Source organism: Streptomyces sp. NPDC058985, assembly GCF_042740985.1.
In the GTDB taxonomy this organism is placed as follows: domain Bacteria; phylum Actinomycetota; class Actinomycetes; order Streptomycetales; family Streptomycetaceae; genus Streptomyces.
The window spans coordinates 1-22,101 of sequence record NZ_JBHYJX010000022.1 but is presented as its reverse complement, the minus strand read 5'-3'; the positions used below and the strand labels follow the sequence as shown (position 1 = coordinate 22,101).

The 22,101-nt window shown below is 72.2% G+C and carries 21 protein-coding genes and 1 pseudogene; 15 read left to right on the top strand and 7 right to left on the bottom strand.

Annotation, left to right across the window (positions count from 1 at the left end):
- Window positions 1–448: 448 nt before the first annotated feature.
- The gene (locus tag ACFW01_RS20405) at window positions 449–1,357 is read right to left on the bottom strand and encodes an alpha/beta fold hydrolase (RefSeq protein ID WP_384505247.1); all 909 of its coding nucleotides are present in this window, start codon (window positions 1,355–1,357) and stop codon (window positions 449–451) included.
- A 233-nt stretch (window positions 1,358–1,590) separates the two neighbouring features.
- Window positions 1,591–2,193, bottom strand: a complete 603-nt coding sequence (locus ACFW01_RS20400; RefSeq protein WP_234958102.1) for a TetR/AcrR family transcriptional regulator — start codon at window positions 2,191–2,193, stop codon at window positions 1,591–1,593.
- 221 nt (window positions 2,194–2,414) lie between these two features.
- On the opposite strand from ACFW01_RS20400, the pseudogene ACFW01_RS20395 reads away from it, so the two are divergent.
- Window positions 2,415–2,690: pseudogene (locus tag ACFW01_RS20395) on the top strand (DoxX family protein); the annotation flags it as partial.
- Window positions 2,691–2,720: 30 nt separating this feature from the next.
- Here the strand turns inward: ACFW01_RS20395 and ACFW01_RS20390 are convergent.
- Complete coding sequence (locus ACFW01_RS20390) at window positions 2,721–3,758, bottom strand: helix-turn-helix transcriptional regulator (RefSeq protein WP_384505244.1); 1,038 nt, start codon at window positions 3,756–3,758, stop codon at window positions 2,721–2,723.
- A gap of 118 nt (window positions 3,759–3,876) precedes the next feature.
- Here ACFW01_RS20390 and ACFW01_RS20385 point away from each other — a divergent pair, with 118 nt between their 5' ends.
- Complete coding sequence (locus ACFW01_RS20385; protein WP_384505241.1) at window positions 3,877–4,284, top strand: VOC family protein; 408 nt, start codon at window positions 3,877–3,879, stop codon at window positions 4,282–4,284.
- A gap of 128 nt (window positions 4,285–4,412) precedes the next feature.
- Entirely contained in the window at window positions 4,413–6,308 is a 1,896-nt protein-coding gene (locus ACFW01_RS20380) for an RICIN domain-containing protein (protein ID WP_384505238.1), read from the top strand.
- An 18-nt stretch (window positions 6,309–6,326) separates the two neighbouring features.
- Here the strand turns inward: ACFW01_RS20380 and ACFW01_RS20375 are convergent, their stop codons facing one another.
- Window positions 6,327–6,731, bottom strand: coding sequence for a PLD nuclease N-terminal domain-containing protein (locus ACFW01_RS20375; RefSeq protein WP_234958098.1), 405 nt, complete (start codon window positions 6,729–6,731; stop codon window positions 6,327–6,329).
- Window positions 6,732–6,819: 88 nt separating this feature from the next.
- On the opposite strand from ACFW01_RS20375, the gene ACFW01_RS20370 reads away from it, so the two are divergent.
- The 10 genes from ACFW01_RS20370 to ACFW01_RS20325 all read left to right on the top strand — a co-directional run bounded on the left by ACFW01_RS20370 (window position 6,820) and on the right by ACFW01_RS20325 (window position 15,209).
- A complete protein-coding gene (locus ACFW01_RS20370; protein WP_234958097.1) occupies window positions 6,820–8,277 on the top strand; it encodes a menaquinone biosynthesis decarboxylase in 1,458 nt (485 codons plus the stop codon).
- The gene (gene mqnP, locus ACFW01_RS20365; protein WP_384505233.1) at window positions 8,274–9,179 is read left to right on the top strand and encodes a menaquinone biosynthesis prenyltransferase MqnP; all 906 of its coding nucleotides are present in this window, start codon (window positions 8,274–8,276) and stop codon (window positions 9,177–9,179) included. The genes ACFW01_RS20370 and mqnP overlap by 4 nt, the downstream gene beginning before the upstream one ends.
- Window positions 9,180–9,234: 55 nt before the next feature.
- Complete coding sequence (locus ACFW01_RS20360; RefSeq protein WP_384505386.1) at window positions 9,235–9,885, top strand: UbiX family flavin prenyltransferase; 651 nt, start codon at window positions 9,235–9,237, stop codon at window positions 9,883–9,885.
- A gap of 67 nt (window positions 9,886–9,952) precedes the next feature.
- Complete coding sequence (locus ACFW01_RS20355) at window positions 9,953–10,408, top strand: Lrp/AsnC family transcriptional regulator (protein WP_234958192.1); 456 nt, start codon at window positions 9,953–9,955, stop codon at window positions 10,406–10,408.
- Window positions 10,409–10,482: 74 nt separating this feature from the next.
- Window positions 10,483–11,646, top strand: coding sequence for an aminofutalosine synthase MqnE (gene mqnE / locus ACFW01_RS20350; RefSeq protein WP_234958095.1), 1,164 nt, complete (start codon window positions 10,483–10,485; stop codon window positions 11,644–11,646).
- A gap of 159 nt (window positions 11,647–11,805) precedes the next feature.
- Entirely contained in the window at window positions 11,806–12,330 is a 525-nt protein-coding gene (locus ACFW01_RS20345; RefSeq protein ID WP_161331362.1) for a GNAT family N-acetyltransferase, read from the top strand.
- A gap of 83 nt (window positions 12,331–12,413) precedes the next feature.
- Entirely contained in the window at window positions 12,414–12,725 is a 312-nt protein-coding gene (locus tag ACFW01_RS20340; RefSeq protein WP_122615617.1) for a DUF4229 domain-containing protein, read from the top strand.
- Window positions 12,726–12,876: 151 nt separating this feature from the next.
- On the top strand, window positions 12,877–12,978 hold the full coding sequence (locus ACFW01_RS20335) for a putative leader peptide (RefSeq protein ID WP_312023977.1): 102 nt from the start codon (window positions 12,877–12,879) through the stop codon (window positions 12,976–12,978).
- Window positions 12,979–13,051: 73 nt separating this feature from the next.
- Window positions 13,052–14,392: a dicarboxylate/amino acid:cation symporter gene (locus tag ACFW01_RS20330; RefSeq protein WP_384505227.1), complete on the top strand. Its 1,341-nt coding sequence runs from the start codon at window positions 13,052–13,054 to the stop codon at window positions 14,390–14,392.
- A 139-nt stretch (window positions 14,393–14,531) separates the two neighbouring features.
- Window positions 14,532–15,209, top strand: coding sequence for a TetR/AcrR family transcriptional regulator (locus ACFW01_RS20325; protein WP_384505225.1), 678 nt, complete (start codon window positions 14,532–14,534; stop codon window positions 15,207–15,209).
- Here the strand turns inward: ACFW01_RS20325 and ACFW01_RS20320 are convergent.
- Window positions 15,194–16,192 carry a MaoC family dehydratase gene (locus tag ACFW01_RS20320; RefSeq protein ID WP_384505222.1) on the bottom strand — a complete coding sequence of 333 codons (999 nt, stop codon included), beginning with the start codon at window positions 16,190–16,192 and terminating at the stop codon, window positions 15,194–15,196. The two genes, ACFW01_RS20325 and ACFW01_RS20320, sit on opposite strands and share 16 nt — an antisense overlap.
- Window positions 16,192–17,529, bottom strand: coding sequence for a 3-oxoacyl-ACP reductase (locus ACFW01_RS20315; protein ID WP_384505219.1), 1,338 nt, complete (start codon window positions 17,527–17,529; stop codon window positions 16,192–16,194). Before ACFW01_RS20315 ends, ACFW01_RS20320 begins: the two co-directional genes overlap by 1 nt.
- Before the next feature lie 112 nt (window positions 17,530–17,641).
- Between ACFW01_RS20315 and ACFW01_RS20310 the strand changes: the two genes are divergently transcribed.
- Both ACFW01_RS20310 and ACFW01_RS20305 read left to right on the top strand, forming a co-directional pair.
- The gene (locus ACFW01_RS20310; RefSeq protein ID WP_384505216.1) at window positions 17,642–18,928 is read left to right on the top strand and encodes an acetyl-CoA C-acetyltransferase; all 1,287 of its coding nucleotides are present in this window, start codon (window positions 17,642–17,644) and stop codon (window positions 18,926–18,928) included.
- 244 nt (window positions 18,929–19,172) lie between these two features.
- Complete coding sequence (locus tag ACFW01_RS20305) at window positions 19,173–21,101, top strand: AMP-dependent synthetase/ligase (protein ID WP_234958089.1); 1,929 nt, start codon at window positions 19,173–19,175, stop codon at window positions 21,099–21,101.
- Between the two features lie 180 nt (window positions 21,102–21,281).
- Here the strand turns inward: ACFW01_RS20305 and ACFW01_RS20300 are convergent, their stop codons facing one another.
- Window positions 21,282–21,980, bottom strand: coding sequence for a class I SAM-dependent DNA methyltransferase (locus tag ACFW01_RS20300; RefSeq protein ID WP_384505213.1), 699 nt, complete (start codon window positions 21,978–21,980; stop codon window positions 21,282–21,284).
- Window positions 21,981–22,101 lie beyond the last annotated feature (121 nt).

The window sequence follows — 22,101 nt, the reverse complement described above, 5'->3', positions numbered from 1 at the left end:
ATACCACCAGGAGCCGCCCGGTCCCCAGTTGTACTGCTTTCCCGACTCCGCGTCGCATGCGGGCACCCAGTGGCGCAACAGGCCGCCCAGCCGGACCCACAGGGACCATTCGTCGCCGCACACCAGGCAGCGCCAGCCGATCCCGCCCGCGTACCTGGCTACCGAATGTTCCCAGCCGCGCATGTGCCGGTACGGGGACAGCCCGGAATACCGTTCTCTCCAGGGGTGCAGGCTGTAGCCCTTTGGGCGACCGCACGGCCGGCACGAATGCGTCCGGACACGCTTCTGGCCCATGCTCCGAGTGCGCTGACCCCGACATCCTCCGCCACTGGCTCACCCGCGCCGTCACCGCACCCAGCGCCGAGGCGGTCTTCGAGGACGACTGACCCCACGCCGAAGACCCCGGGCCGTGGCAGGGGAGGCCACGGCCCGGGGCCGGTCCGGAGGGTCAGTGCTGGTGGGCCGCCTGGCGGGTGACGTTCTCGACGGCCTTGAGAGCGAGGTCGGGGCGGTCCGTGTGGATGTAGTGGCCGGCTCCCTCGGCGGTGGTGAGGCGGCTGTGGGTGGAGAGGGCGCGCCATTCGTGCTGGCCCTTGGTCCACATGCGCTCCAGGGCGGGGCCGTACTGGGGAACCTCGGCGTACTGGGACTCGTGCTTGAGGATCTCGACGGGGATGCGGCCCGCGGAGCGGACCCTGCCGTCGGCGATGACGAACTGCTCCGGGTTCTGGCCCTCGTTGACGGCGAGGGCGCCGGCGCGGACCTGTGCGGGGATGCCGGTGGCGTCGGCGGGGATGGTGCGGTTCATGTCGCGGGTGAGGTGGGGGATGGTGGCGTCGAGGAGGACGAGGCCCTTGACGCGGTCGGTGTGGTGAGGGGTGTAGCGGGCGGCGATGTAGCCGCCGAGGGAGTGGCCGGCCAGGACGACGGGGCGGTCGCCGGCGAGGCGGTCGAGGACCTTGGTGAGGAGCCTGCCGGTGTCGTCCATGGTCTGCAGGGTGCCTGGGGCGGGCTTGTCGCTGGCGCCCTCGCCGAGGCGGTCGTAGGAGCAGACGCGGTGCGTCCTGCTCACCGTCTTCTGGAGGGGAGCCATGTTGTCCAGGCCCTCGCCGCCGCCTGCCATCAGCATCACCAAGGGCTGGTCCGTGTCGTCGGCCTTGCCGGAGCAGGAGACGCTGACCGTGTGGCCGTCGACGCGGAGCTTCTTCGTGCCGGTGAAGGTGGCTCCCTGCGAGGCCGCCTCGGACGCGGTGCCGGTGGTGGCCTTGGCGTACTCCTCGTCGAGGACGAGTCCCGCACCGGCGACGGTGCAGACCACGGCGATGGCGGCGGTGGCCTTGGCAAGGGTGCGGAACATGGGGGCCTCCAGCAGGCATGGTGGGGGTAGGGCAGCGTGTGAGTGGGGGTTTTCGCCGTCGGCCTTCGTCGGCCTCGGTCGGTCTCCGTCGGCCTCGGTTCGGCCTGTCGTGCTCGGCGACTGGTGAAGACTCTATGGACGCGGCCGTCCGCGATCGTCACCCTGCGGTGGACACCTGCGTGTAGCTCCCCCGGGGGACAGGCGGCAGGGGGGCAGGGGACAAGCCGCCGCGTCTACTCTCCGCCCGCGCTGATCGAGCGCCAGATCCGGTCCGGCAGTACCCGCGCCGCCTCCTCCAGGTCCAGGTCCCGGATGCCGGCGACGTGGCGGCGGGCGACGGCCACGACCGGGCCCAGGACCAGGGACTCCAGCACGGGCTGGGGCAGCGGGGCCAGTTCACCGGAGGCGATGTGCGGCTGGGCCCACGCGGCGAACGCCGACACGGCCGGTGCCTGCGCCTCCATCGTCTCCCGGGCCCTCGGCATCATGCGCTCGTCGGCGTAGGGGGAGTGGAGGAGCAGGGCCGCGCCCGGGTGGTCGCGGACGAAGGCGAGGTACGCCTCCACCACCGCCCGGATCCCGGCCCGTGCGCCCTCCGTGGCGATCAGCGCGGTGGCCAACTGCCCCATCAGCCTGCCCGTCCAGCGTTCCGTGAGGGCCGTGAGCAGGCCGTCCAGGCTGCCGAAGTGGTGGTACAGGCTGCCGAGGCTGACGCCGCTGGTCCGGGTGACGGCGGTGACGGTGACGCCCTGTTCGCCCGACTCCGTGTAGAGGCGCAGCGCGGCGTCCAGAAGGCGGTCGGAGGTGACCTCACCGCGGTGCTGCTTGGGGCTCATGGTCAGGCCGTTCTCGTCGTCCGTGCCGGGGCTCGTTCTCGATATGTTTCTAGAATCAGTTTCTAGAAAACACTTCCAATTCTACGTCCTCCTGGCACAGACTGTCCCACGTCGGACGCGCGCGTCCGCCCGGATCCAGGAGGGGAGCGGGCGGGCCGCGGGTCCGCGGTCGTCAGGACAACGGGGGGACGGGTCAGGCGCGTCGATTTCGCCCGGGGAACCGGGACCAGGACGGTCTCCGGCCGATGATGGCCTGGGCCGACAGCGTGCCGATGCCGGTCGTCCGGGCCGTCGGACTGGCCGAACTGCTCGGCGCGGCCGGACTGGTGCTCCCTCCGCTGACCGGCGTCGCGCCCTGGCTCGCCCCGGCCGCGGCGGTCGGCTTCGTGGTCCTCCAGATCGGCGCGACCGGGGTGCACCCGCGGCTCCGGGACCGCGAGGTCGCCCTCAACCTCGCGCTGCTCGCCACCGCGGCCGTCACCGTCCGGCTCGCCACGACCTGGCTGTGCCGGGGCGGGCGGCGATCCTCAGCCGTGGGGCGGTGTGCGCCGGGCCGAGTCCAGGAGCCGGTCCGCGAAGTCCGCGACGAGATCCCCCAGTTCCTCCGGCCGCTCGACGGCGAACGGGCGGTCCAGCGAGGCGAGCACACCGGGCAGCCAGTCGAGTCGCTCGACCCGCATCTCGACCCGCGACCAGGTCTCCGGCTCCGACCCCGAACGGGCCGCCTCGGCAGCGGCCCCGTCGCTCACCCCGCCGGTTCCCCGCGCCTCCGCCCCCACGATCGCCACACTGCCCGGCAACCGGGTGCGGATCTCCTCGGCCGTCCCCCGGACCCACACCGTCACCGCGTGCCGGTAGGGGGCGGTGGCCAGTGCCGTCAGGACCCGCTCCGCCGGGTCGGGGCCGGCCGGCGGTTCGAAGGAGCCGGGCAGGATCCGCACCCCGGCGACGCGGTCCAGCCGGAACGTCCGGTCGGCACCGACCGAGAGGTCCCGTCCGGTCACGTACCACCGGCCGGCGTGCGCGACGAGCCCGTACGGGTAGAGCGTGCGTTCGCCGTCCCCGCCCCGGCCGCCGGTGTACCGGATCGCCACCGGCCGGTGATGGCGTACCGCGTCGGCGACCGGGAGCAGGACCGCGGTCTCCGGGGCGGCCGACTCGGCCGGCGGGGCCGTGAAGGCGACGGAGTCCAGTACGGCGTCCAGGCGGCGGCGCAGACGATCCGGCAGCACCCGCCGGATCTTCGCCGACGCCGTCTCGCCCGCCGTGTCCGCCGCCGCGGTGAGCCCGGTCCGCCGCCCGGAGACCAGGCCCAGCAGTACGGCCAGAGCCTCGTCGTCCGTCAGCATGAGCGGCGGCATGCGGTGGCCGGGGGCGAGCCGGTAGCCGCCGTGGCGGCCGCGGACGGACTCCACGGGAACGTCGAGGTCGATGAGGTGGTCGACGTACCGGCGCACCGTGCGCTCGGCGACGCCCAGCCGTTCGGCGAGGTCGGCGACGGTCCGGACGCCGCCGGCCTGGAGGAGTTCGAGCAGGGTGAGTACGCGCGACACGGGACGGGACATGCCCGCAAGTGTGCCGCCGATACCGGCCGGATTGTGACCGGTATTGCCCCTAGCGTGAGGACCCGAGCAGCGAGCCGCAAGCAGCGAGCCGCAAGCAACGATCGGCCAGGAGGCCCCCATGAACCTCGTCTCTCTCCGCGTCATCACGCACGACGTCGCCCGCCTCGTCGGCTTCTACGAGCGCGTCACCGGCGTACGCGCCGACTGGTCCACCAAGGACTTCGCCGAACTGCGCACCGCCTCCGGCACCCTCGCGATCGGCAGCACCCGTACCGTCCCGCTCTTCGCCCCCGGCTCCGCCCACCCGGCGGACAACCGGAGCGTGATCATCGAGTTCCTCGTCGACGACGTGGACGCCGTGCACCGGAATCTGACCGGCTTCGTCACCGAGTTCGTCAAGGAACCCACCACGATGCCCTGGGGCAACCGCGCGCTCCTGCTCCGCGACCCGGACGGCAACCTGGTCAACCTCTTCACCCCGGTCAGCCCCGCCGCCGTCGAGAAGTTCGCCGTGTTCTCGCGCTGAGCCGGCTGTGGGTGGGTGAATCGTGTGACAGGACTGATGCGTTCTCACCATCGTTCGGCAAAGCGGGAGTTGGGGTCGCCATGCTAAAGATGTAGCTCGCAGTGAGTCGGTGGACGGGCGGGGGAGAGTTGAGCGGGGAAGCCGGAGGCGCCCTCACGGGCAGTGGCGCCGAGCCGTTGGAGGACGACGACCCGCGCCGCATCGGACCGGTCCCGCTGCTGGGCCGGCTCGGGGCGGGCGGCATGGGCCGCGTCTACCTGGGCGTACACGAGGGCCGGTACGCGGCCGTCAAGCAGGTCCTGACCTCGGTCGTCGGCGAGGACAAGGAGTTCCTGCGCCGCTTCGGGCACGAGCTGGACAACCTCGCCCGGTTGCCCGCCGGGGCCACCGCGCCGCTGCTCGCGGGTGACCGGGACGCCCGGCCGCCGTGGTTCGCCACCGCCTACGTGCCCGGCATCACCCTGCGCGAGGCCGTCGACCTGCACGGGCCCCTGCCTCCGGCGGCGCTGTGGCTGATACTCCGGGAGGCCGCCACGGCACTGGCGGCGGTACACGACCTGGACATGGTCCACCGCGACCTGAAGCCGTCCAACGTGATGCTGACCCTCGACGGCCTCACCCTCATCGACTTCGGTGTCGCCCGCGCCGCCGACCAGAGCCAGCTGACCAGGACCGGCATGGTGGTGGGCACGCCCGCCTACATGTCGCCCGAACAGGCCTCCGGGAAACGGGCGTCGAGCGGGATCGTGGACGTGTTCGCGCTGGGCTCGGTGATCGCTTACGCGGCCTCGGGCCGGCCGCCCTTCGGCGACGAGTCCGGGCACGCCGTGCTCTACCGCATCGTGCACGAGGAACCCGACCTCCAGCCGCTGCGCGAGCTGGACCCCGGACTCGCCGACGTCGTCGCGGCCTGCCTCGACAAGGACCATGAGGGCCGGCCGACCGCCGCCGAGCTGGCGGAGACCGCGGAGCGGCACGGTCCGTTCACCGCGCCGCTGTGGCCCGGGGCGGTGAGCGGCCCGCTGGCCGAGCGGGCGGCGTTCGCGGCCACCGTCCCGGACCCCGGGGACCTGCCCGGCCCGCGGGAGGAGACCGAACCGTCGGCCGGTCCCGCCGAGCCGTCTCTCCCAGTGGTCCCCGGTGGAAAGCCGGAGAGGCGCGAGCGGCGACGGCGTACGAAGGTACTGGCGCTCGTGGTCCCGGTCGTCGTGACGGGGACGACGCTCGGCATCACCCTGCTGCCCTCCGTCATCGACAGGCCGGACGCGGGCGCGGACGCGATGCCCTCCGCCTCCGGGCAGGCCTCCGCCTCCGAGGGTGCCGGCGGTGCGTCCGGCACGGAGAGCCCACGCCCGTCCGGAACGCCGTCGGGGCGGCCGACGGCCACCGGCGGTCCCAAGGGCAGTGACAAGGAGAACGCCGACGACGGCGACGCGAAGGGTGAGGAGAGCGGGAGGGATGCGGTGCCCGGCTCCGCGGACGGTGGGGCCGGTGGTGGGGCCGGCGGCGGTACCGGCTCGGACGGCTCCTCCGGGGGTGCCTCGTCCTCCGGTGGCTCCTCCGGCAACGCCGGTGACGGCGACGGTGGTGGCGACGGCGACGGTGGCGGCGGCAACGAGGGTGGCGGTGGCGGTTCGGAAGGGGGTGGCGGGGCGCCGTCCGGGCCCGTCATGCTCAAGAACGCCGAGAACGGCAAGTGCGTGACCCACGGCGTGGGCAACAGCCCCTACGACGGCAGATGTTCCGGCGCCGGCGCCACCTGGTCCTTCACCGCGCTGTCGGGCGGCACCTACCAGATCGTCAACGGCGAGAACGGCGAATGCCTGGACGCGGGAGCCCTCGGTCACCAGGTCCAGTCGTTCAGGTGCATCTCCGGTACGGACAAGCAGTGGCAGCTGAGGTCGAACGGATCGATCAGGAACGTCGGGACCGGCGGCTGCCTGGACCTCAGCGGGTTCAGCGGTTCGGGCGTCGTCACCGAGGCCTGTGACGGCTCCCCCTCGCAGCGCTGGGCGCGGACCTGACGCACCGGGCGTGACGGGTTACTTCCCGCCGCGCTCCCCGTCCGGCCGGTCGTCCTTGTCGGCGTCCCGGTCCTTGTCGGCGTCCCGGTCCTTGCCGCCGTTCCCGTTCCCGTCCGCGTCCGCGTCCCCGTCCGGGTTCTTCTGGTCGTCCTTGCCCAGCGACTTCAGGAAGTCGGGATTGTCGTCCGGCGCGACCCACTGCCGCCGGCGGCCGCCGCCCGCCCAGGGCGCCGCACCCGCCGGCTGCCGCTTCTTGCCGGCGATGATCCAGGAGATGGACCCGACCAGCGGGAACACCAGCACCAGGATCGCCCACAGCGGCTTGGGCATGTGGCGGATGTCGGCGTCCTTCGTGCTGATGCAGTCGATGAACGCGTAGACGCTCAGGGCCAGTGGCACGAGGAACATCAGCACCCGGAGCATGGGCGTCTCCAGCGGAAGCGGGGGGGTGGGGACGCGTGACGGCCCCCAGGTACAGGGCCAGGGTAGCGGCTCGGGGATACTGGACGGCATGGCTTACGACGATCTTCGCTCCCTGCTCAGGGCGCTGGAGCGCGAGGGCGACCTCAAGCGCATCAAGGCCGAGGTGGACCCGTACCTGGAAGTCGGGGAGATCGTCGACCGGGTGAACAAGGCCGGCGGCCCCGCCCTCCTCTTCGAGAACGTGAAGGGCTCCGACATGCCCCTCGCGATGAACGTCTTCGGCACCGACCGCCGCCTGCTCAAGGCCCTCGGGCTCAAGTCGTACTCCGACATCTCCGACAAGATCGGCGGCCTGCTCCGTCCCGAGCTGCCGCAGGGCTTCGTCGGGATGCGCGAGGCGTTCGGGAAGCTCGGCACGATGACGCACGTGCCGCCGAAGAAGGTGAAGCCGGGCAGCGCGCCCGTCCAGGAGACCGTCCTCACCGGCGACGACGTCGACCTCGACCGGCTCCCCGCCCTCTTCACCTGGCCGGACGACGGCGGCTCCTTCTTCAACCTGGGCCTCACCCACACCAAGGACCCGGAGACGGGCATCCGGAACCTGGGCCTGTACCGGCTCCAGCGCCACGACAAGCGCACCATCGGCATGCACTGGCAGATCCACAAGGACAGCCGGAACCACTACCAGGTGGCCGCCCGGCGCGGCGAGCGCCTGCCGGTCGCCATCGCCTTCGGCTGCCCGCCCGCCGTGACCTACGCCTCCACCGCCCCGCTCCCCGGCGACATCGACGAGTACCTGTTCGCCGGGTTCCTGCAGGGCAAGCGGGTCGAGATGGTCGACTGCAAGACGGTCCCGCTCCAGGTCCCCGCGCAGGCCGAGGTCGTCATCGAGGGCTGGCTGGAGCCCGGCGAGATGCTCCCCGAGGGCCCCTTCGGCGACCACACCGGCTTCTACACCCCGCAGGAGCCCTTCCCCGCCCTCAAGATCGACTGCGTGACGATGCGGAAGCGCCCGCTCCTCCAGTCGATCGTGGTCGGCCGCCCGCCGACGGAGGACGGACCGCTGGGACGGGCGACGGAACGCTTCTTCCTCCCGCTCCTCAAGATCATCGTCCCGGACATCGTGGACTACCACCTCCCCGAGGCCGGCGGCTTCCACAACTGCGCGATCGTCTCGATCGACAAGAAGTATCCCAAGCACGCCCAGAAGGTCATGCACGCCATCTGGGGCGCCCACATGATGTCCCTGACCAAGCTGATCGTGGTCGTGGACTCCGACTGCGACGTCCACGACCTGCACGAGGTCGCCTGGCGCGCGCTCGGCAACACCGACTACGGACGCGACCTGACCGTCGTGGAGGGCCCGGTCGACCACCTCGACCACGCCTCCTACCAGCAGTTCTGGGGCGGCAAGGCGGGCATCGACGCGACGCGGAAGCTGCCCGAGGAGGGCTACACGCGCGACGGGGGCTGGCCGGACATGGTGCTGTCCGACCCGGATACGGCGGCGAAGGTCGACCGCCGCTGGAAGGAGTACGGACTGTGACGTCGGCATCCGCCGCGCTGCCGCATCAGCCGGGGCGCACCAAGGCGTTCCTGCGCCTGGTGATGATCGAGCACTCGGTCTTCGCCCTGCCCTTCGCCTACATCGCCGCGCTGACCGCGATGTACGAGTGGGACGAGAACATCCACTGGGGCCGTCTGCTCCTGGTCACCGTCGCCATGGTCGGCCTGCGCACCTTCGCGATGGCGGTCAACCGGATCATCGACCGCGAGATCGACGCCCGCAACCCGCGCACCGCCCACCGCGAGCTGGTCACCGGCGCGATGTCGGTCCGGCACGCCTGGACCGGCGCGCTGATCGCGCTGGCCGTCTTCCTGGGCGCGGCGGCCCTGCTCAACCCGCTCTGCCTCGCGCTCGCCCCCGTCGCGGTGATCCCGATGGTGGTCTACCCGTACGGCAAGCGGTTCACGAACTTCCCGCAGGCCATCCTCGGCCTCGCCCAGGCGATGGGCCCGATCGGCGGCTGGCTCGCCGTCACCGGCAGCTGGTCCTGGGACGCGGTGATCCTCGGTCTCGCGGTCGGCATCTGGATCGGCGGCTTCGACCTGATCTACGCCTGCCAGGACGTCGAGACGGACCGCGAGGTCGGCGTGAAGTCGGTCCCGGCCCGCTTCGGCGTCCCGGCGGCGATCTGGGGCGCCCGCGCCTGCCACACGGTGACCACCGCGCTGTTCGTCTGGTACGCCCTCGCCACCGACGCCGGCGTTCTCTTCTGGCTCGGCCTGCTGATCGTCGCGGGCGCCTTCGTCTACGAGCACACCATCGTCCGGCCCACCGACCTGACCCGCCTCAACAGGGCGTTCTTCAGCGTCAACGGATTCATCGGCATCGCCCTCTTCGTGTGCGCCCTGCTTGATCTGCTGGTGCGGGGCCTCACGGTCTGAAAACCCTGAGCCTGCGACTAGGCTCGACATCATGAACCCAGGACAGACGCAGCGCGTGCCTTGGATCGTGGGGGTCTCCGGAGCATCCGGCACCCCCTACGCCGCCGCCGTGCTGCGCGCGCTGCTCGCCGTCGGCGAGAGTGTCGACCTGGTGGTCAGCCGGGCCTCGCGGCTCACCCTGCTCGACGAGACCGGCATCTCCTTCCGCGACGCCCACTGGCAGCACGACCTGCGCGAATGGCTGGCCCGCGGAGCCGACGGCAAGCCCGGCACCTTCGACGTGGACGTCTCCGGCGTACGGCACTGGAGCGCGGGTGACCTCGCGGCCGGGCCGTCCTCGGGGTCGTACCCGACGAAGGGCATGCTGATCGTGCCCGCGTCGACGGCCTGCGTGGCCGGTGTCGCGCTCGGGCTGTCCAAGGATCTGCTCCAGCGCACCGCGAGCGTGACCCTCAAGGAGCGCCGCAGGCTGGTCGTGGCCGTGCGCGAGACCCCACTGGACGGCCGGACCCTGCGGCACCTGGTGACCCTGGACGACGCGGGCGCGAGCGTGGTGCCCGCCTCGCCCGCCTTCTACGCCGGGGCGACGCACATCCAGGACCTCGTGGACTTCGTCGCCGGACGCGTCCTCGACGCGGCGGGCGTCCCGCACGACCTCTACCGCCGCTGGCGCGGCGACCTCGGCGGGGCCCGCCCCACCACCTGAGCACCACCTCCCCCCACACGTTGGTTAGCCACATCTTCAGAACTCTTCAGTGGAAGGCATCGATCGCATGGACGCGGTGGACAGGCAGCTCATCCAGGCCCTGAGGGAGAACGGCCGGGCCTCCTACGCGGAGCTGGGGCGCCTCGTCGGACTGTCGGGACCCAGCGTCACCGACCGCATCAACCGGCTGGAGGCGGCCGGCGTCATCACCGGCTACCGGGCGACGGTGGACTCCGCCTCGCTCGGTCTCGGCGTCATCGCCCTGATCGGCATCTCGCTCTCCGACGCCGCCGACCACGAGGACGTGGCGCAGCGGCTGAAGGACCTGAGCGAGATCGAGGACTGCTGGTTCATCGCCGGCGACGACTCCTACATGCTCAAGGTGCGGGCCACCGACGTGGACGGTCTGGAGAGCATCATCCGCCGCCTCTCGGGCACCAAGGGCGTCTCCCGCACCCGCACCACCGTCGTGCTCTCCACGAAGTGGGAGAACCGGGTGGGCGAGCTGCCCGAAGAGGTCTGACGACCCGGTCGGACACCGAGGCCCGGCACCGGGGGGCGTACGGTTGACGAGTTCTTCTCAGAAAGAGGTATCGCATGGACGCCGGGCTCAAGCGGGAGCTGGAGCAGAAGGTCCGCTCCGGGGAGCGGCTGACCCGCGAGGACGGCATCGCGCTGTACGAGTCGGACGATCTCGCCTGGCTCGGCGGCCTCGCGCACGAGGTGCGGACGCGGAAGAACGGCGACGTCGTCCACTTCAACGTCAACCGCCACCTCAACATGACCAACGTGTGCACCGCCTCCTGCGCGTACTGCTCCTTCCAGCGCAAGCCGGGGGAGAAGGACGCGTACACGATGCGCATCGAGGAGGCGGTGAAGCTCGCCAAGGCGATGGAGGGCGAGAACCTCACCGAGCTGCACATCGTCAACGGCCTGCACCCGAACCTGCCGTGGCGCTACTACCCGCGCTCCCTGCGGGAGTTGAAGGCCGCGCTGCCGGACGTCTCGCTCAAGGCGTTCACCGCCACCGAGATCCACCACTTCGAGACCATCTCCGGGATGTCCGCCTCCGACATCCTCGACGAGCTGATCGACGCCGGTCTGGAGTCCCTGACCGGCGGTGGCGCGGAGATCTTCGACTGGGAGGTGCGGCAGCACATCGTCGACCACCGCACCCACTGGGAGGACTGGTCGCGCATCCACCGCCTGGCGCACGAGAAGGGTCTGAAGACCCCGTGCACCATGCTCTACGGCCACATCGAGGAACCGCGCCACCGCGTGGACCACGTGCTGCGCCTGCGCGAACTCCAGGACGAGACCGGCGGCTTCCAGGTCTTCATCCCGCTGCGCTACCAGCACGACTTCGTGGACATGAAGGACGGCAAGGTCCGCAACCGGCTCCAGGCGCGCACGCAGATGGCGACCGGCGCGGAGGCCCTCAAGACCTTCGCCGTCTCGCGCCTCCTCTTCGACAACGTCCCGCACGTCAAGGTCTTCTGGGTCATGCACGGCGTCCAGACGGCCCAGCTGGCCCTCCAGCACGGCGCGGACGACATGGACGGCTCGGTGGTCGAGTACAAGATCACCCACGACGCGGACGACTTCGGCACGCCGAACAAACTGACGCGGGAGGATCTGCTCGACCTGATCCGCGACGCGGGGTTCCGGCCGGTGGAGCGGAACACGCGGTACGAAGTCCTCCGGGAGTACGAGGGGCCCGACGCGGGGCGTCGGGAGTCGCCGCAGCCGATGCGGGTGTGACTCTCCGGTTGTTCTCCGGCTGCGGGTGAGTGGGGGCTGGTCGCGCAGTTCCCCGCGCCCCTTTCAGGGGCGTCCAGTGCATGTCCCTCAAGGGGCGCGGGGAACTGCGCGAGCAACCACACTCAGCCCGCACCTGCCGGTAATGGTTACCATGGCCCCGTGTCCCTTACCTTCGCCTTCGATCCGCCCGTCACCCCCGACCTCCGCGACGGCGTACTCGACCTGTGGACCGACGTCACCAACGCCGGCGGCTCCGTGGGCTTCGTGCCGCCGGTGACGCGGGAGGACATCCGTCCCGAACTGCTGAAGCACCTGACCGGCATGGCCGAGGGCCGCACCCGCCTCCTCGTCGGACACGACGCGGAGGGGCAGGTGGCCGCCACCGCGTTCCTCGCCCTGAACACGCACCGGCTGATGGGCCACTGGCTGTGGCTCTACACGGTGATGGTCCACCCGCGCCACCAGGGCCGCGGCTACGGCCGGGACCTGATGACCGCCGCCGCGGACGCGGCCCGCACCGTCGACGGCATCGAGGCGATACGCCTCACCTGCCGGGGCGGCCTCGGCCTGGAGCGGTTCTACGAGTCCTGCGGCTACAAGGAGGTCGGCCGGGTGCCCGGCGCGATCCGGGTGGCCCCGGGCGACGACCGCGACGACATCTTCCTCCTCCTGCCGCTGGCCTGACTCCACCCCCTTGTGGGACCCGCGCCCCGGCATGCTTCACTGGACGGTGCCTCTTTGTGCCAGAAACGGAAGAGTGGATTGAGATGCTCCGGTACACGCTGATGCGGCTCGGGATCTTCGTGGCCTGCCTCGTGGTCGTCTGGGGCCTCGTCTACGCCGGCGCGCTCCCGCGCGGCCTCGGTGACTCCAACGGCATGTGGGTCATCCTGCTCGCCCTGCTGATCTCCGCCCCCATCAGCTACGTCGCGCTGCGCAAGGAGCGGGACCGCGCCTCCGTACAGGTCGTCGGCCGGGTGGACCGCATGAAGGCCAACCTGGAGGCCAATCGCGGCCAGGAGGACCTCGCCGACGACTCCGCACGGGCGCAGGCGCGGACGCGGGAGCAGACCTCGTAACGTCCGTCACACCACGCGCAACACCACGCACGCCCCGGTCTCCTGATTCGCAGGAAACCGGGGCGCTTTGCGTTTTGCGGGCGATAGTGGACTCCAGCCTCTCAAAGACAGGCTTTGAGTGTCCCAAAGCATGGGTGTTAAAGTCGTGTGCATGAAGCAAGCAGCCGCGCCCGCCACCCCACCGAGCCTCGGGCTCGTGGCGCGCCTGCACGTGGACCTCTGTCGGTGCGCGTCCGCGAACTGTCGCCCCTGACGTTCCCCCCTCATCCGTCGTTCTCCACGTCAGTCCAGCGCGTCCGTCCCCGCGTCCCGTCCCCCTACGGAGCATGTCCGTGTCTTCAGAGACTTCAAAGTCTTCGGTGTCCTCGGTCACGAAGTACTTCAAGGTGCCCTTCTGGGCCCAGATACTCGCCGGCCTCGTGCTCGGCGTCCTGCTGGGCTGGCTGGCCCGCAACCAGGACATATCCTGGCTGGTCACCACCCTGGAGAAGGTCGGTGACACCTTCATCGGCCTGCTGAAGCTGGCCGTCGCACCGCTCGTCTTCTTCGCGATCCTGGTGTCGATCACCAACCTGCGGAAGGTCAACAACGCGGCCCGCCTGGCGTCCCGCACCCTCCTCTGGTTCATGATCACCTCGCTGATCGCGGTGGCCATCGGTCTCGTCATCGGCCTGGTCACCAACCCGGGTGCCGGCACCGGACTCACCCCGGCCGACGGCGCCAAGCCCGAGAACACCGGGTCCTGGATCGACTTCCTGACCGGCATCGTGCCCACCGACGTCATCACGCCGTTCACCGAGCTGAACGTCCTGCAGATCGTCTTCATGGCCGCCGTCGCCGGCATCGCCGCCCTCCAGCTCGGCGAGAAGGCCCAGCCGATCCTGAACCTGAGCGAGTCGATCCTCGCACTCCTCCAGAAGGCCCTGTGGTGGGTCATCCGCCTCGCCCCGCTCGGCACCGTCGGCCTCATCGGCAACGCCATCGCCACCTACGGCTGGGACCTGATCGGCAAGTACGCCACCTTCACCGCCGACATCTACGTCGGCTGCGCCATCGTGATGTTCGTGGTCTACCCGACGCTGCTCGCCACCGTCGCCAAGGCCAGCCCGGTCCAGTTCTTCAAGGGCGCCTGGCCCGCGATCCAGCTGGCCTTCGTCTCCCGCTCCTCGGTCGGCACCATGCCGCTGACCCAGAAGGTCACCGAGCGCCTCGGCGTCCCGAAGGAGTACGCGTCCTTCGCCGTGCCGTTCGGTGCGACCACCAAGATGGACGGCTGCGCCGCGATCTACCCGGCGATCGCCGCGATCTTCGTCGCGCAGATCTTCGACATCCAGCTCGGCATCGGCGACTACCTGCTGATCGCCTTCGTCTCGGTCGTCGGCTCCGCCGCCACGGCGGGCCTCACCGGCGCCACGGTCATGCTGACCCTGACCCTCTCCACCCTGGGCCTGCCCATGGAGGGCGTCGGCCTGCTCCTCGCCATCGACCCGATCCTGGACATGATGCGCACCGCGACCAACGTCGCCGGACAAGCGCTGATCCCGGTCATCGTCTCGGCCCGCGAGGGCATCCTCGACCGCGAGGCGTACGACGACGCGCACGCCTCGCCGATCGACGAGCCGGAGCGCGAGAAGCAGGCACCGGAGCCGGTCCCGGCCGCCGCCTGAGCACGGGCCGACCCGACAGAAAGACGCCCCGCGCCGGCCTCCGGCGCGGGGCGTCCTGTCGTGCCGTGCGAGCGGCCGGCGTGGAGCGTGTGGGCGGTGACGTCCTGATCACCGCCGCGCGGACCGTACGCTGATGCGCATGGGTGCCGGGAAGACCAAGCGGATGCCGCGTGCGGTGCGTGAGCAGCAGATGCTGGACGCCGCCGTGCGCGTCTTCGGACAGCGCGGGTACATGGCGGCGTCGATGGACGAGATCGCCGAACTGGCGGGTGTCTCCAAGCCGCTGGTGTACCTGTACCTGAACTCGAAGGACGACCTGTTCACCACCTGTATCCGGCGCGAGGCCCGCGCGCTCACCGAGGCGGTCCGGGCCGGTGTGCGTCCGGGGCTGTCCGCCGACGGGCAACTGTGGTCGGGGCTGCGGGCGTTCTTCACGCACACCGCGCGGTATCCGGACGCGTGGCGGGTGCTGCACCTGCACGCCCGTACCCACGGTGAGCGGTTCGCGGCCGAGGTGGCGGCGATGCGCGAGGAGATCGTCGCGTTCGTGACGCAGCTCATCGCGGCGGCGGCGCGGGACGCGCACCGCGATCCGCATCTGCCCGACGGCGAGGTCGCCGGGCTCGCCGAGGCGCTGGTCGGTGCCGCCGAGTCGCTGGCCGACTGGGCGGGTGGCACCGAGGGCGTCACCGCGAGGCAGGCGGCGGCGACCCTGATGAACTTCGCCTGGGCGGGCCTGGGCGACCTGATGGCGGGCCGCCCCTGGTCCGAGCCCGAGGACGCCGGACCGGAGCCGCTGGCTCAGGCCGCCGGGTAGGGCCCCGCCTCGCCGGACAGGTGCAGCCGTCGCCCGGAGTCGCCGCGCAGCTCGAACCGGCCGCCCCCGGCCCCGTACGTCACCGTCCCCGGCAGCAGCACGGGCGCCCGGAACTCCGCCCGCACCACCGCCGCGTCCGGTGTCCCGTGCTCGGCGAGACAGCGGGCCACGGTCCACATGCCGTGGGCGATGGCCCGGGGGAAGCCGAAGAGGCGGGCGGTGAGGGGATGGAGGTGGATGGGGTTGCGGTCCCCGGAGGCGGCACCGTAGCGCCGTCCGACGTCACCGGCGAGGCGCCACTCGCGGTGGGCGGGGAGAGGCGCGGGGCGGGGAGCGTTCGTGGGGGCGGAGGCCGACAGGGGCGACCCGTGGTTCGGGCCGGAGGGCGGCGTGGGCGAATCGTGTTCCGGGCCGGAGGGCGGCGTGGGCGAATCGTGTTCCGGGCCGGAGGGCGGCAGGGGCGACCCGTGTTCCCGGCCGGAGGCCCTCGCGCTCCCGTGCCGGGCCAGGTACGTGCTGCGTGACTCCCACACCACCTCCCCGTCGGCCCGGACCTCCGTCGCCACCGTGGCCTCGGTGCCGCGGCGGTGCGGTGCCAGGCCCTCGATGTACGTGGTGAGTTCGTACGCGGCGGTCGCGGGCATGGCGGCGTACCGGGTGACGGCGATCGACGTGTGGACGAGCCCGAGCAGCGGGAGCGGGAAGTCCCGGCCGCTCATCAGGCGCATGGCGAGCGGGAAGCCCAGGACGTGCGGGTACGTCACCGGAAGCGCGTCCGCCCCGGTGGGAAAGCCGCACACCCGCTCGTACGCCGCCAGCCGCGCCAGGTCCACGCGCAGGCCGGGCAGGACCAGCCGGGTGAGGGGGAAGTCCGCCTCCGGGCGGGGCCGCTTGAGGGGCGACAGCAGGGCACCGCGGGCGAGCAGCGGCCCGAGGGCGGGCGGCCCGGTCAGGGTGGTGGTCGTGGGGTTCGCGGTGGTCATCACGCCCCCAGCAGGCTCTGGCCGCAGACCCGGACGACCTGGCCGTTGACCGCGCCGGAGGCCGGGTGGGCGAGCCAGGCGGTGGTCTCGGCGACGTCGGCCGGCAGGCCGCCCTGGGCGAGGGAGTTCATGCGCCGGCCCGCCTCGCGGATGAAGAGCGGGACGGCGGCGGTCATCCTCGTCTCGATGAACCCGGGCGCCACCGCGTTCACCGTCACCCCGTGCCCGGCCAGCGCGCGCGGCGCGAGCGAGCGGACCAGGCCCACGATCCCCGCCTTGCTCGCGCCGTAGTTGGTCTGGCCCGCGTTGCCCGCGATCCCGGCGATGGAGGCCGTCGCCACGATCCGCCCGCCCCGGTTGACCGCGCCCGCGGCGAGCAGCGCGTCCGTGGTGCGCAGGACGCTCGCGAGGTTGACGTCGAGGACGGAACCCCAGCGGTCGGCGGGCATGTTGGCCAGACGCCGGTCACGGGTGATGCCGGCGTTGTGGACGAGGACGTCGATGCCGCCGGGCACCGCGGCGGCGATGCGCTCGCCCGCGTCGCCGGCCGTGATGTCGAGCGGGAGGGCGGTACCGCCGAGGCGTTCCGCGGCCCGGCGTGCCTCGTCCTCGGCCTGCGGTACGTCGAGGACGACGACCTGGGCGCCCTGTCCGGCCAGGGTCCGGGCGACGGCGGCGCCGATGCCGCGGGCGGCGCCGGTGACGAGCGCGGTGCGCCCGGCCAGCGGCAGTTCCCAGTCGTCCGGGGCGGTGATGCCGTCCGTGCCCGGGGCGCCGGCCCCGCCCGCACCGCCGACCTCGACGACCTGCCCGCTGACGTAGGCGGAGGCGGGGGAGAGGAGGAAGCGGAGGGTGGACTCGGCGGCGCCGGCGCCGGCGTCGGCGTGGGCGGCGTCCGCGAGCCGGACGAGGTTGACCGTCCTGCCCCGCCCGATCTCCTTGCCGAGCGAGCGGGTGAAGCCCTCCAACGCCTGCTGGACGGCGGCCTGGTGGTGGTCGGCCGGGTCGGGCGGCGTGCCGAGCACCACCACCCGTCCGCTCGTCGCGACGGACCGTACGACGGGGTGCAGCGCGGCGTGCACCTCGGCGAGCGCGTCGACGTCCCGGACTCCGGTGGCGTCGAGGACGACGGCGGCGGGGCGGCCGGTGTCGTCCGGGCCGAGGCCGGTGCGGGCGAGGACGGGCGCGAGGTCGAGGACGGTCTTGCCGGCGGTGAGGTGCAGCAGGCCGCCGGAGAACGCGCCGCGTTCCAGCGCGGCGGGTTGCGGCAGCCCCAGTCGCCGGGTGAGGAAGCGGCCTGGCGCGGTGCCGGTGAAGCTGAGATAGCGGTCGGCCATGTCCTGTCTCCCCAAGCCCTCGGTCATACCCACGTGGTCATACCCACTTGTGCTTACTCTGGAGTAAGGTTACCGAAGGTAAGCCTACGTCACGGGTGAGGAGCAGGTCGAGATGAGCCCTCTGGCAGCGCAGCCCCCGCGCCGCGTCGCGGTCATCGGCGGCGCCCGCGTCCCCTTCGCCCGCTCCGACGGGCCCTACGCCACCGCGTCCAACCAGGAGATGCTCACCGCGGCCCTCGACGGCCTGGCCGTCCGCTACGGCCTCCAGGAGCCCGGCGCCGTCGGCGAGTTCGTGGCCGGCGCGGTCCTCAAGCACAGCCGCGACTTCAACCTGGCCCGCGAGACGGTCCTCGGCTCGGCGCTCGACCCGCGCACCCCGGCGTACGACATCCAGCAGGCCTGCGGCACCGGGCTCCAGGCGGTGATCGCCGCCGCCAACAAGATCGCTCTCGGGCAGACCGAGTCGGCGGTCGCGGGCGGCGCGGACACGGCGAGCGACGCCCCGCTCGGCGTCAACGACCGCCTGCGCCGCATCCTGTTGGAGGCCCGCCGCGCGAAGTCCCCCGTCGGCCGGGCGAAGGCGCTGGCGAGGATCCGCCCCGGCCACCTGGTCCCCGACATCCCGCGCAACGCCGAACCCCGCACCGGCCTGTCGATGGGCGAGCACGCCGCGGTCACCGCCCGGGTCTGGGGCATCGCCCGCGAGGCCCAGGACGAACTGGCCGCGACCAGCCACCAGCGGCTGGCGGCCGCCTACGAACGCGGCCTGTTCCGGGACCTCGTGGTCCCCTTCCGCGGCCTGGCCCGCGACCAGAACCTGCGCCCGGGCTCGACGGTGGAGAAACTGGCGGCGCTGAAGCCGGTGTTCGGGCTCTCCGGCGCCGAACCGACCATGACGGCGGGCAACTCCACGCCCCTGACCGACGGCGCGGCCACCGTCCTGCTGGCGAGCGAGGAGTGGGCCGAGGCCCGGGGCCTCGAACCGCTGGCGTATCTGACGGCGTACGAGACGGCGGCCGTGGACTTCGTCGGCGGTGACGCGGCGGGCGGCGAGGACGGGCTGCTGATGGCCCCGGCGTACGCGGTCCCGCGCATGCTGGAGCGCGCGGGGCTGGGCATCGAGGACTTCGACCTCGTCGAGATCCACGAGGCGTTCGCGTCCCAGGTGCTGGCCACGCTGGCGGCCTGGGAGAAGCGCGGTCTCGCCCCGGTCGACCGGGCCCGGCTGAACGCGGCCGGCTCCTCCCTCGCCACCGGCCACCCCTTCGCCGCGACCGGCGCCCGCGTCGTGGCGACCCTGGCCACCCTGCTCGCCGAACGGGAGGGCCCGGGGCGCGGACTGATCTCGGTCTGCGCGGCGGGCGGCCAGGGCGTGACGGCCATTCTGGAACGCACGTGACCCACCCGCGGGCAAACGTGACCTACCCGCAGGTAACCCCCGAGACTGCACACCCCCGGCGCCGGACCATCCCCGAACGCGCACCAACTCCCCACGCGGGCCCCGTACGATCCCGAGACTGACCGCCGGTAACCCCGCCAGCCCGGTACCGGCGATGAACGCCTCGGCGCGCGAGGCACGTACGTCATGCAGCAGAGCACCGACCGCAGAGCGGTGTCGCCGCTGCACGTCCCAGGAGCCGCCCGTGTCCACCCCGCTTCCCTCCTTCGCCGCATCCGCCGCCTACGCCGACTCGCCCGGCCCCACCCTGGTGGCGCCCGAGACGCGGCGGCTGGACGGCGCCGTACGGGAGGCCTACGTACCGCCGTTCGCCCCGCCGGTGCGCCGCGGGTCCCTCGCCGACCTGCCCTTCGACAACGCGGCGGCCGTCCCCGGCCAGGTGGTCCTCAGCCGCCGCTCGGCGGACGGCGACTGGTCCGACGTGACGGCGGCGGACTTCGCCGACCAGGTGCACGCCGTGGCCAAGGGCATGATCGCGGAGGGTCTGATGCCGGGCGACCGCATCGCGATCATGGCGCGGACGACGTACGAGTGGACCTTGCTGGACTTCGCCGCGTGGGCGGCCGGCCTGGTCACCGTCCCCGTCTACCCGACCTCCTCCCTCTTCCAGACCCGCTGGATCCTCCAGGACTCCGGCGCGGTCACCCTCGTCACCGAGACCACCGCGCAGGCCGCGGCCCTCGGCCCCGAGCTGGACCGCTTCCCCGACCTCCAGCACCTGTGGGTCATGGAGAAGGGACACGTGGAGCGGCTGGCGGAGCTGGGCGCGCGGGTGCCGGACGCGGAGGTCGAGGTACGGCGCGGCATGCTGGGTCCCACCACCCTCGCCACCCTCATCTACACCTCCGGCACCACCGGCCGCCCCAAGGGCTGCGTCCTCACCCACGGCAACTTCTTCGCCGAGGTGGACAACGCGATCGAGCTGCTCTACCCCGTCTTCAAGGCGGAGACCGGCGAGGAGCCCTCGATCCTGCTCTTCCTGCCGATGTCCCACGTCTTCGGCCGCATGGTCGCCGTCGCCTGTGTCCGCGCCCGGGTCCGCCTCGGCCACGCCCCGAGCCTGAAGCCGGAGGACCTGCTCCCCGACCTCGCCGCCTTCCGTCCGACCTGCCTGCTGACCATCCCGTACATGCTGGAGAAGATCTACAACAGCGCCCGCGCCAAGGCCGAGTCCGGCGGCCGGGCCTCCGCCTTCGACCGCGCCGCCTCGGTGGCCGTGCGCTACGGCGAGGCCCGGGAGGCCCACCAGACCGGCACGGGCGGCGGCCCCGGCCGCGGCCTGAAGACCGCCCGCGCCTTCTACGACCCCCTCGTCTACCGCAAGATCCGCAATGCCATGGGCGGCCAGGTCAAGTACGCCATCTGCGGCGGCTCCCCGCTCGGCCGCCGCCTCGCCGCCTTCTACGCCGGCGCCGGCATCGAGATCTTCGAGGGCTACGGCCTCACCGAGACCACCGCCGCGGCCACCGTCACGCCCCCGCTCAAGCCGCGCCTCGGCACGGTCGGCTGGCCGCTGCCCGGCACCCGTATCCGCATCGCCGCCGACGGCGAGATCCTCGTCGCCGGCGAGCAGGTCCTGCACGGCTACTGGGAGCCGCAGGCGGGCGGTGTCGTCCCGGCCGCCCCCGACGGCTGGTTCGCCACCGGCGACATCGGCAGCCTGGACGACGAGGGCTACCTGACGATCACCGGCCGCAAGAAGGAACTGCTGATCACCGCGGGCGGCAAGAGCGTGGCCCCCGCCCCGCTGGAGAACTGGCTGCGCTCCCACCCCCTCATCTCCCAGTGCATCGTCCTGGGAGACCGCCGCCCCTACGTCTCCGCCCTGTTCACCCTCGACCCCGACGGTGTCACCCACTGGCGCCGCATGAACGGCAAGCACCCGGTGCCACCGGAGCTGCTCACCGACGACGAGGAGGTCCTGGCGGTCCTCCAGCGCGCGGTCGACGAGGCCAACAAGCTGGTCTCCCGCCCGGAGTCCATCCGCCGCTTCGCCGTCCTGCCGAGGGACTTCACGGAGTGGGAGGGCCACCTCACCCCCTCGATGAAGCTGCGCCGAGAGGTGATCATGCGGGACTTCGCGGACGCGGTGGAGGGGCTGTACGACACGTAGGCCGCGCGTCCGCCCCAGGGCCTGTCCGGCGGATCATGCCGCACACGCGGGGTCTGGCGCGCCCGTCTGCGGCGTTGTCGTCGGTTGCCAACTCCCGCACGCCCGGCTCTGCTCGCGCGGGGGACCCCCCATCGCGTTGTCGCCCTCCTCCGCCTTGCAACTGGACGCACCAGACCCCGCTCACCCGCGCTGATCATGTGCCGACATTTCCCTGCGACCTGATCCGCCGGACAGGCCCTGGCGGCGGGCGATCAGGCAGGCCTGCGGGACCTGCGCGGAGGTGTCCGCCTCCTGTACACGCACCGTCCGCGACAGCACGGTGAACCCGGCCCGCTCCAGCAGCTCGGCCATCGCCTCCGGCCGCCGTCGCTCGAACTCCAGGGCGACGGGGTGGCCGAACGGGCGGTCGAGGAGGCTCGGCTCGTCGCCGACCTGGAAGCCGAGCAGCAGATGCCCGCCCGGCGCCAGCACGCGGGCGATCTCCCCGAAGAGGTCCGGCAGCCGCTCGGCCGGGGTGTGGATCGACGAGTACCAGGAGACGGCCCCCGCGAGGGCGCCGTCGGGCAGGTCCAGCTCCAGCATCGAACCCTGCTCGAACCGCAGCCCCGGGTTCTCGCGGCGCGCGATCGCGAGCATGGACGCGGACAGGTCCAGGCCGAAGACCCGCAGGCCCAGCGAGGCGAGGTGAGCGGTGACCCGGCCGGGCCCGCAGCCGAGGTCGGCCACCTGCCCGTCCGGCCCCACCAGCTCGGCGAAGGCGGCCATGAGGGCGCGGTCGAGCGGGGCATCCGCGAGAACGGAGCGGAAGCGGGCGTGGTAGTCCTCGGCGATGGCGTCGTAGAAGGTCCGGGTGGTGGTCACGAAGGCGGCGTCGGTCATGGCGGGACCCTAGGGCCTGTCTGACCATTCCCGTCTGCCTCGCGACGCCATGCACGCACTCTCGCCGCACCGGGCGCAGAGCCAAGTACATCCAGTACGAGGCTCTACGCCCGGCACGGCG